Origin of the sequence: Rhodococcus sp. 06-1474-1B (assembly GCF_002258885.1) — a bacterium.
Taxonomy (GTDB): Bacteria; Actinomycetota; Actinomycetes; order Mycobacteriales; family Mycobacteriaceae; genus Rhodococcoides; species Rhodococcoides fascians.
On record NZ_NOYR01000018.1, the window covers coordinates 41,145 to 49,060 of the forward strand.

The 7,916-nt window shown below is 63.7% G+C and carries 9 protein-coding genes and 1 rRNA gene; 5 read left to right on the forward strand and 5 right to left on the reverse strand.

What is annotated here, in order from left to right; all coding sequences use genetic code 11:
- Positions 1–5: 5 nt before the first annotated feature.
- The 3 genes from CH266_RS05260 to CH266_RS05270 are packed head-to-tail and all read left to right on the forward strand — an operon-like array spanning position 6 to position 2,536.
- Positions 6–992: an ABC transporter substrate-binding protein gene (locus CH266_RS05260; RefSeq protein ID WP_052055064.1), complete on the forward strand. Its 987-nt coding sequence runs from the start codon at positions 6–8 to the stop codon at positions 990–992.
- Entirely contained in the window at positions 970–1,806 is an 837-nt protein-coding gene (locus CH266_RS05265; protein ID WP_027497959.1) for an ABC transporter permease, read from the forward strand. Before CH266_RS05260 ends, CH266_RS05265 begins: the two co-directional genes overlap by 23 nt.
- Complete coding sequence (locus CH266_RS05270) at positions 1,799–2,536, forward strand: ABC transporter ATP-binding protein (protein WP_094714894.1); 738 nt, start codon at positions 1,799–1,801, stop codon at positions 2,534–2,536. The genes CH266_RS05265 and CH266_RS05270 overlap by 8 nt, the downstream gene beginning before the upstream one ends.
- 17 nt (positions 2,537–2,553) lie before the next feature.
- Here CH266_RS05270 and CH266_RS05275 read toward each other — a convergent pair whose 3' ends face one another.
- A complete protein-coding gene (locus tag CH266_RS05275) occupies positions 2,554–3,816 on the reverse strand; it encodes an LCP family protein (protein ID WP_094714895.1) in 1,263 nt (420 codons plus the stop codon).
- Positions 3,817–3,836: 20 nt separating this feature from the next.
- The gene (locus CH266_RS05280; protein ID WP_094714896.1) at positions 3,837–4,493 is read right to left on the reverse strand and encodes an FMN-dependent NADH-azoreductase; all 657 of its coding nucleotides are present in this window, start codon (positions 4,491–4,493) and stop codon (positions 3,837–3,839) included.
- Between the two features lie 65 nt (positions 4,494–4,558).
- On the opposite strand from CH266_RS05280, the gene CH266_RS05285 reads away from it, so the two are divergent.
- The gene (locus tag CH266_RS05285) at positions 4,559–4,921 is read left to right on the forward strand and encodes a helix-turn-helix domain-containing protein (protein WP_032389982.1); all 363 of its coding nucleotides are present in this window, start codon (positions 4,559–4,561) and stop codon (positions 4,919–4,921) included.
- A gap of 17 nt (positions 4,922–4,938) precedes the next feature.
- On the opposite strand, the gene CH266_RS05290 is transcribed toward CH266_RS05285, so the two are convergent.
- Together CH266_RS05290 and CH266_RS05295 are read right to left on the reverse strand one after the other, a co-directional pair.
- Positions 4,939–5,259 (reverse strand): colicin immunity domain-containing protein, encoded by a 321-nt coding sequence (locus CH266_RS05290; RefSeq protein ID WP_027497963.1) that lies wholly within the window; start codon positions 5,257–5,259, stop codon positions 4,939–4,941.
- Positions 5,260–5,489: 230 nt separating this feature from the next.
- Complete coding sequence (locus tag CH266_RS05295; RefSeq protein WP_032368807.1) at positions 5,490–6,257, reverse strand: hypothetical protein; 768 nt, start codon at positions 6,255–6,257, stop codon at positions 5,490–5,492.
- Positions 6,258–6,440: 183 nt separating this feature from the next.
- Between CH266_RS05295 and CH266_RS05300 the strand changes: the two genes are divergently transcribed.
- Positions 6,441–6,725, forward strand: a complete 285-nt coding sequence (locus tag CH266_RS05300) for a GNAT family N-acetyltransferase (RefSeq protein WP_027497965.1) — start codon at positions 6,441–6,443, stop codon at positions 6,723–6,725.
- 1,094 nt (positions 6,726–7,819) lie between these two features.
- Here CH266_RS05300 and rrf read toward each other — a convergent pair.
- Positions 7,820–7,916 (reverse strand): 5S ribosomal RNA (gene rrf, locus CH266_RS05310); the annotation flags it as partial.

Sequence of the window (7,916 nt, forward strand, 5' to 3'; positions counted from 1 at the left end):
CGGTGATGGTGGCGACGGTCCTCGCAACCACGGTGATGGCCGGCTGCTCGCAGTCGACGGATTCCGACACCATCCGTTTCGCCCTCGACTGGACTCCCAACACCAATCACACCGGCCTCTACGTCGCCCTTCAGGAGGGCTACTTCGCCGACGCCGGGCTCGATGTGGAAGTACTGCCGTACAACAACACGGCCGCAGACACGCTCGTCGATGCAGGCAACGCCGAATTCGGTATCAGCACCCAGAGTTCGACGGTCTTCGCCAGATCGGCCGGCGCCCGGACCGTGTCCGTCCTCGCACCACTGCAGCACTGGGCCACCGGCATCGGAGTGCGTGCGGATCGGGACGACATCGCGAGCCCACGCGCACTCGACGGCAAGGTCTACGCCGGTTTCGGTGAATCCGGCGAGCAGGCCGGGCTCCGGCAGGTCATCGAGAACGACGGTGGCACAGGCGAATACGAGACCGTCGTGCTCGGCACATCGGCCTACGAGGCGGTGTACTCCGGCACTGCCGACTTCACCGTGTCCTACCTCGCGTGGGAGGGCATCGAGGCAGAGCACAGCGGAACGCCGATGAAGTACTTCGATTACACCGATTACGGGTTCCCCGACGCCTACGCCATCACCATCAGCGGAAACGAGCCGTGGCTGGCTGCGCATCCGGACGAGGCGAAGAAGTTCGTGCAGGCGCTGCAGCGTGGCTACCAACTCGCAGCGGACGATCCGGACAAGGCGGCTCAGGATCTGATCGACGCCAATCCCGGTACGTTCACCGACGAATCGTTGGTGTTCGAGAGTCAGAAGATGCTCGCAGAGAAGTACATGAAGGATTCCGCGGGCGAGGTCGGACGACAGAGCATCGAGACGTGGACCGCGTACTCGAAGTTTCTCTACGACAGCGGGGTACTCACCGATCAGAACGGTGCACCGCTGAGCGCCGAACCGGACTGGTCCACCTATTTCACCGATGACTACCTCGGCGATCGATGAGCCGGTGACCGCTGAGCGAGATACGTTCTCGCTCAGCGGTGTCCGAGCTTCGTTGCGGTGGGCATGGCCCGCGGTGACCGTCGTCGTCCTGTCGATCGCGGTGTGGCAGATCTATGTCGAGGTCAGCGGCATCAGGCCACAGGTACTGCCCTCCCCCGGCCGCGTTCTCACGCAGGGCTGGGCCCAACGCGAGGCGATTGCCGAGAATGCCGCAGCGACACTGCAGGTGACACTCGTCGGTTTCGCAGTCTCTCTCGTGCTGGCCTGGCTGCTCGCCATCGCCGTGGACTTCTCGCCGTGGCTGCGCCGCGCGTTCGTACCCTTGTTCGTCGTCTCGCAGACACTGCCGATCATCGCCATCGCACCGCTGCTCATCATCTGGTTCGGGTTCGGACTGTTACCGAAGATTCTCGTGATCGCACTGGCGACGTTCTTTCCCATGGCCATCGGGCTCATCGAGGGGTTCGCCGCCGCAGATCGCGACGCGCGAGCCCTCCTGGCCACCATGGGGGCCGGCCGCTGGCAGCAGTTCCGCTACGTACGGCTGCCGTCGGCACTTCCTCGATTCTTCACCTCGCTTCGCATCGGCATCACCTACGCCGTCGTCGGTGCGATCTTTGCCGAATACGCAGGAGCCACCGCAGGACTCGGTATCTACATGAGTCAGCAGAAGAATTCGTTCCGTACCGATTTGGTACTTGCAGCCGTTGCCGTCACCGCGGTGATCAGCGTGCTCCTGTTCGTCTCGACGTTCGTGGTCGAACGCGTCGTCGCCCCGTGGGCACGTCAGGGCTCGGCGGGGCACAATGTCTGAACTCGAGCACAGCATCGACATCTCGGCTCTGAGAAAATCGTTCGGCGGAAAACCGGTACTCGACGGCGTGTCCTTCGGCGTCCGGCCCGGTGAATTCGTGTCGATCATCGGTCCGAGCGGCTCGGGCAAGAGCACGGTGTTCAACATGCTCGCCGGCCTCGATACACCCGATTCGGGCTCGGTCCGAGTTCCGCCGTGTGCCTACATGCCGCAGAAGGACCTGCTGTTCCCGTGGCGATCGGTGCTCGACAACACCTCGCTCGGCCTCGAAGTACAAGGCGTCGCCAAGAAGGAGGCACGAGCGCGGGCACGCGAGTTGTTCCCGGTGTTCGGTCTCGACGGGTACGAGTCCGCTCGCCCGTCCGAACTGTCCGGTGGCATGCGGCAACGAGCAGCACTGCTGCGCACCGTGGTGCAGGGACGGTCGGTGTTGCTGTTGGACGAGCCCTTCGGGGCATTGGACTCGTTGACCCGTAGTGACATGCAGGCCTGGCTGCAGCAGGTCTGGTCGGAGTTCAGGTGGACGGTGCTGATGATCACCCACGACATCCGCGAGGCGGTCTACCTGTCCGATCGGGTGGTGGTCCTCTCGCCGCGACCCGCCCACGTTCGACGGCAGGTCGACGTACCGCTGCCTCGACCCCGGGAGCTCGAGATCGTCACGACGCCACAGTTCGCCGCCGTCGAGAAGCAGTTGATGGATGTTCTGTCGAGCACGCCGAACCATTGACCGAGCCGATGCAGGGCTCAGTCGACGCAGGGGATGCCGCCGTTGCTGTGCACACCCTGGTCCGGGGCGGCCGGTAGGTCCTGGGACGGCTCGGGTACGGCTACCTCGAGCGGTGGTGGTGCCGGATCCGACGTCGGATCGAGGGCTGCGGGCGTCGGTTGCGCAGGACCGATCAATCGCGCTGCCTCGGCTCTGATGGCGTCGACGTCGACGAGATTGACGTCCTGACCGTCGACGGTGTCGTAGCCCGTGATCGGCAGCGTGTAGAAGTCGATATCACCCTTCATGACGGCACCGGCTCCCCCGGCAAGGCCGATCGGGTCGAGGCCCGCGTCGATGACGATGTCGTTCTTGGTACCCGCGATCAGCGCACGCAATTCGCTGATGTTCGCCAGCACGCCGGATGCGCTGAGCTTGGCCATCACCCCGGCCACGAACGCCTGCTGCCGCTTGGTTCTGTCGAGGTCACCGTTGTCGAGTCCGTGCCGTTGACGCACGAAGGACAACGCCTGAGTCGCGCTCAATTCCTGCGCACCCGCGGGGAAGTCCGCACCCGAGTACGTATCGTGCACCGGGTTGTTCAGGCAGACCTGGATCGGGCCGACTGCCGTCGCCACGTCGTAGAACCCCAGAAGATTGACTTCCGCGAAATGATCGATCGGCACATCGAGGAGATCGCGAACGGCCGTCAGCGTCGAGCGGCGGCCCGCCTCGCGTGCCCGACGCTCACGCTCGGCCGCGTCGGTGACACCCTCGTCGAGCAATTGGGTGTCGGCATCGGCCTTGGCGAGCCCGTAGGCCTCCTTGATCTTGCGCTTGCCGTATCCGGGAACGTCGACGTAGTCGTCGCGCGGCATCGACAGCGCTGTCGCTCGTCCACCGCCGGCCGGAAGATGCACCAGCAGAAGCGTATTGGTGTTGTATCCGCCGACGTCGCTGTCACCGGCATGCAGGGTGTCGGTGACGAAAGCGGCCGGCAGATCGTTGCCGTCCATGTCCTTACGACTGTCGAGCCCGATCAGCAGAATGTTGGTGTCGGCACCGTTGACATCCGGATCGTTGTTCGCGATACCGTCGAGCGCATCGGAGGTGGTCAGTCCGGTGGTTGCCTCCCGGTACACCGCGAATCCGACGCCACTGACTGCAACGGACGCCACCGCCGCCGTCGCAACGAGCACTCGGCCGATCCGCAGCGCAACAGCGTGGTCGCCGGACGGACGCGCCAACCGGTGGCGTCCTGGTCCACGTTCGATGCCGCTACCAGGGCCGTTCGGTTGCACCCTGACAGGCTACTCGGCTCTCACACGGGCGAGATCGTGCCCAGACGCCGCGCGAGCTCATCGACGGCCGAGAATGCCGCGTCGAGGCTGGCCCGAGCCTGCGGAATCTTCGGTGCCAGACCGGCAACCCGCTCGGCAAGGGTCAGGTCGATCGGGACGAAATGCACGTCCATGCCCAGTGCAGCGCCGAGAACCTGCCGCAGCTGCCCCGTGGTGTGGTCGATCGACGCTGCCTCCGAGCCCGGGGTGTACTCGTTCCCCCGACTGGTGACCACAACCGCAGGCTTGCCGACGAGTGGTGCTGTATCGCCGTCGAACGGCACCGTGATGCCGGGAACGTGCACGTAGTCGATCCACGCCTTCAGCGTCGACGGGATCGACCAGTTGTACATCGGCGCACCGATCAGTACGACGTCCGCGGAGATCAGTTCCTCGACCAGCTCGACTTGAAGAGCCTCGGCTGCCGCGTCCACGGTCTCGTCGGCAGTCCGCAGGTGCGGCGCCCAATGCAGTGCCGAGGTCGGCAGATGTGGCAATGCATTGACGTGCAGATCACGGCGAATCACCGAATGATCGGTTCCGATGCTGTGCCACGCGTCCGAGAAGTGGGCTGTCACCCGACGGCTGATCGAACGGGACAGGTCGGCAGACGAATCCAGGTGCAACAACTGCGGCACTGAAACACTCCTCGGATGGTGGGTGTCCCGAGCCTAGGCGAACCGGACGCTCCTATCCTGGTCGGATGGACTTCCGATTCGTCACCCGCGCGCTGAGTTCGCGCTCCGCCGCACGAATCACGACGGCACTGCACGAGAACACGGACACGGACGTCGATGTCCGTCTCGGCGGAGTGTCGGTGGACCTGGACGACCCCGCGCGCGCTGCGGTGCTCGAACTGCTCACCCAGCTGGCCACCGCCAGGGCTGTGGCCATCGGAACCGTCGAAGAACTGCTGACGACCTCGCAAGCGGCAGAGGTACTCGGTGTCTCCGACACCTACGTCCGGCGTTTGGCCGACGCCGGAGACCTACCGATCGAAATGCGTGGCACCCACCGACGCTTCCGGCTGGAAGACCTTCTGCGACACCGTGATCGATTTCGCTGACGGGCTGCGGTGGCCGATCAGCCGGCCTCGCGCTCGAACTGCTCGGACTGCAATGTCATGAGGTCACGAAACGCGTGGCCGGCTGCACGCCACAGCTGTTCCGCATCGATGTAGTCCACGCCGCGAAGGTCGACGTCTCCCAGATACGCCCCGACGTCGACCGACAGCATCCCGATCACCGACGACACCTCTGCATCGAGGTACGTCACCCGCGTGTTCTGGAGTTCTCGAAACTGCGTCGAGAAGAACTCCGCCGGAATTCTCCGATCGACGAACTGTGCGATGAGAAAAAGGAAGCGGGACGAATGAGCGGATGCCGCTCGGTATGACTGCTCCATGGTGAATACCTCTCCCCACGGTCGACAGCACCCCTCGCACTGTCGACCGTCGAGCTCGCTGAGACCCGAAACCCGATGCACAGACGAACTCTCGAGCATCGATTCGACCCAGCGATTGAAACAGGGAGCTCGTCGTACAAGCGCTAGGTTAATCAGACACTTCGACGGTTTCCGCACGTTGCGCGAAGTTGGTGAAAGCTCACAAGATCACCGCGTTCACCTGCTAGTTCTTACTGAAAGGAACCGAGAGGGGCGCGATCGGGAGTGTCCAACTGCCAGAACTGCCAGCCGTCCCGCTCCTCGACATCTCCACTGATGTGCGTGGCGACGGCACTGGCGGCGACGGACGGGTTGTCGAACCGTCGACCCTCCATCGGCCCGGCCGTGATTTCCAGGCGCTGAGTCTGCGGGTCGAATCGCCCACTGAGCCGGTATCCCTCGCAATCGGCCACCACCCGTACCCGGTTGTCGATCACTTCCTCTTCGACGACGACCTTGGACTTCCGCGTTGCTTTGACCCTGGGCGTGCGAACCCACGTCTGCTCGGGTCCGACGTCGACGGACGTGTCCAAGGTGGCGCTCAGTCCCAGCAGTTCCCAGCGTTCACTGCCGTGAGCCACCCTGTCGACTGCAATGGCGTGATGCCCGGTTCGCGTCCGCAGCGGCGAATCCTGCACCCACAGATCCACTTCTCCACGAATGTCCGACGCCATCTCCTCGGAGGACACCATGTAGAACCGCGGTTCCTCGGTTGCCAGGTCCACGAACACCCAGTACGACGACCCCGTGTCGTCGCTCTCGAGCGACTCGTCCTGCCTGCGGGCCTTCCAGTCGCCCGTGACCTTCGATCGCACCCGCACGATGCACGAGGACTTACCGTCCATCGACCAGACCTGAACGGGATTGCGACGCGAGGTGGTCAGACGCTCCGCGCGTCCACCGCGCTGCGCGACGGTTCTGATGAAAGCCTTGATTCCCCGGTCGGATGTGTCTTCCACGGTTTGCCGCCTTAAGCCTCGAGCGCCCCGTACTTATGAAGAGAGGTGTTGCGACGGGTGGCGCTCGCACGACTCGGTTTCCCTCAGCCTACTGCGTCGATGCGTGCTCGAGTAACTACCGGAAGATCGCCGTTCGGCTGCCGGTTACCGTGGAGACATCGAATACTGCCAGGAGGTACCGCAATGCCGGTGACGATCACCCATGACACCGCCGCCCACCGATTCGAAATTCACGTCGACTCCGAGCCGGCCGGGTACTCCGAGTACTTCGAGTCGAACGGCGTCCGAACCTTCCACCACACCGTGACACTGCCTCGGTTCCGCGGCCGAGGGCTGGCCGCCGCGCTCACCGAATACGCCCTCGACGACACCAGCACGCAGGGCCTCCAAGTGGTCCCTGCGTGCTGGTTCGTGCGCGACTTCATCGACGCAGCCGGCGATCGATATTCACATCTGGTCAAACGATGACCGGTCAGCGATTTGCCGAGACGAATCCGGACCCGATACCGGATTCAGAACTGTCACCGTTTCCGGGTGTTTCCTCGTCGTCCCAAGTGGCTTTCCCGACCGATTCCTGAACGGGTTCGATTCGTTCCTGTGCCGCAACACTTTCCGCAGCCCGCTCGGCTGCTACGCGACGCCGTTCGTAGTTCTCGACACCCCGGGCAACCCGTTGTCGATGTTCACTCAAGACATGTTCGTAGTACATCTGTTCTCCTACAGAAAGAATGGACGCCTCACACGGAGCACAGCCGTGCGGCGCAAAATAGTCGACGCGTCGTTGTCGAGGCTCATCGGCCTCGATCCGCGAAAGCTCTACTCAGAGAGCGTGATCGGCAATAGCCGCGGATCGCGTGTAGACGACGCCCCGGCCTGCGAGCTCGAAATTTGCTGCCATTGTCCACCTCCACGACCGATGCGATGTATCCGTACGACGATCATGCACTGCCGAGGCATCGAACTCCACTGATTAAATTCGGCGCTCGAGAATTGTTGTGCAGCTGGGCGTTCCAGGGGCGCACTCGAACGAGTGGTGGAGTGTGGCCCGACTACTCCGATTCGATCGGTCGGTAAACCTTCCAGGTATACGCAAACGCGCGCGTGTTTGTCAGGTACGCGCAGTCTGCTGTCGCTGTTCTGCTCGCGTGTGCGAACGGGGTGGGGTGGCGCGCCTCAGCGGGCGACACGGTTGGGGATCACCGATCCCCTTTGTCTGCGCGATGCGCTCGCGTATGCGACGGGGGGTGGGTGTTGCGAGTGAACGTCCGGCACTGTCGGAGGCGACGTGGTGCCGGCACCTCTGGTGCTATGCGAATGCGCGCGCGTTTGCCGGGTGCGCGCAGTGTGGTGTCACTGTTCTGCTCGCGTGTGGCGAACGCGCGCGCGTTCGCGGCCCGGGGGCGAGGGGACGGGGGGTCCGTATGGCGATGATGGGACTGGGGGTGCACGTGTGGATGCCTGCGCGTTCAGCAGCGCGAGCGGTGCATACTGTTGTGTGGGTGTTGGTTTCGAATGCAAAATGCCCCTGACCACGGGTGGTCAGGGGCATTTTGGGATGTTGTGTTCGGCGGTGTCCTACTCTCCCACACCCTGTCGAGTGCAGTACCATCGGCGCTGGAGGGCTTAGCTTCCGGGTTCGGAATGGGACCGGGCGCGTCC

Bases quoted from the DNA above. Each gene is read 5' to 3' on its own strand.
- CH266_RS05260 (WP_052055064.1), top strand. From the start codon at position 6: ATGGTGGCGACGGTCCTCGCAACCACGGTGATGGCCGGCTGCTCGCAG.
- CH266_RS05265 (WP_027497959.1), top strand. From the start codon at position 970: ATGACTACCTCGGCGATCGATGAGCCGGTGACCGCTGAGCGAGATACG.
- CH266_RS05270 (WP_094714894.1), top strand. From the start codon at position 1,799: ATGTCTGAACTCGAGCACAGCATCGACATCTCGGCTCTGAGAAAATCG.
- CH266_RS05285 (WP_032389982.1), top strand. From the start codon at position 4,559: ATGGACTTCCGATTCGTCACCCGCGCGCTGAGTTCGCGCTCCGCCGCA.
- CH266_RS05290 (WP_027497963.1), bottom strand. From the start codon at position 5,259: ATGGAGCAGTCATACCGAGCGGCATCCGCTCATTCGTCCCGCTTCCTT.
- CH266_RS05300 (WP_027497965.1), top strand. From the start codon at position 6,441: ATGCCGGTGACGATCACCCATGACACCGCCGCCCACCGATTCGAAATT.